The organism is uncultured Kordia sp. (assembly GCF_947496985.1).
Taxonomy (GTDB): domain Bacteria; phylum Bacteroidota; class Bacteroidia; order Flavobacteriales; family Flavobacteriaceae; genus Kordia.
In genome coordinates this window covers 1-1,094 of the sequence record NZ_CANMEZ010000027.1, presented here as the reverse complement: position 1 = coordinate 1,094, position 1,094 = coordinate 1, and the positions used below count along the sequence as shown (strand labels likewise).

Genomic DNA, 1,094 nt, shown 5'->3' with positions numbered 1-1,094 from the left:
GCTCCTTGAACTACTTGTGGTGCTTCTTGCAATACAACTTCTATCTCTCCAAGCTCTATTCGGTTTCCACTAATTTTAACCTGTGAATCTTTTCTACCAACAAATTCAATATTACCATCTTCCAACCATTTTACTAAATCTCCTGTTTTGTAAAGTTTCGTTCCAGGATTGAATGGATTGTCTATGAACTTCTCTGTTGTTAAGTCTTCTCTTCCTAGATATCCTTGTCCTACGCCATCTCCAGAAGTGCACAATTCTCCTATGATTCCTTTTGCAACCAATTGCATGTCTTCATCTACAATGTACATCTGCATATTCTGAATTGGTTTCCCTATTGGAACATATCCTTCCCAATTTTCTGAAACCTCATTGAAGATGTAATGTGTAATATCATCTGAACATTCTGTTGGTCCATATACATTACTCATGGCTATTTCTGGATACATATCAAACCAACGTTGACAGTATGCAGGCGGCAAACCTTCTCCATTCATCATCAACATTTCTAAACTTGATAGAGTTGGTTTTTCTATTGTTGATTCTAAATAGTCTAACAGAATTGAAAAATGTGCTGGAACACTTTCTAATACCGTAATGCCATGCTTTTCTACATTTTCTAATAATCGTTTTGGATCCCAAGCATCATCGCTAACATATACTGTTGTAGTTCCACCAACTAGCAATGCAACCATATATTGCCAAATACTTACATCAAATACTTGTGTTGCCGTTTGCGCTACATTTGAGTTGTCATCTAGATGAAAATCATTGATTTTTGCATATAAGTGATTCAACATTCCTTGGTGTTCAACCATGGCTCCTTTTGGTGTTCCTGTTGATCCTGAGGTGAATATGATATAACTTAATGTATCTCCCGAAAGAACAATATCTATATTTTTGGTACCGTAAGTACGATCTGCAGCAGCGTTTATATACAGAATATTCTTCTCTTCCGTTAAACCTTGAATACTTTTCTGTAAATCATTCGTAGTAATTACAAAACCACTATTGGCTTGTGATAGTATTTGTTGATTTCTTTCTAATGGGAAATCTGTGCTTAGTGGAATGAAACATGCGCCAACTTTCCAAACTCC

1 protein-coding gene is annotated in these 1,094 nt (G+C 35.9%); it reads right to left on the bottom strand.

The genetic code is table 11. From position 1 onward, the window contains the following. The coding region (locus Q0828_RS24355) for an amino acid adenylation domain-containing protein (RefSeq protein WP_298427968.1) at positions 1 to 1,094 on the bottom strand (1,094 nt) is incomplete at both ends.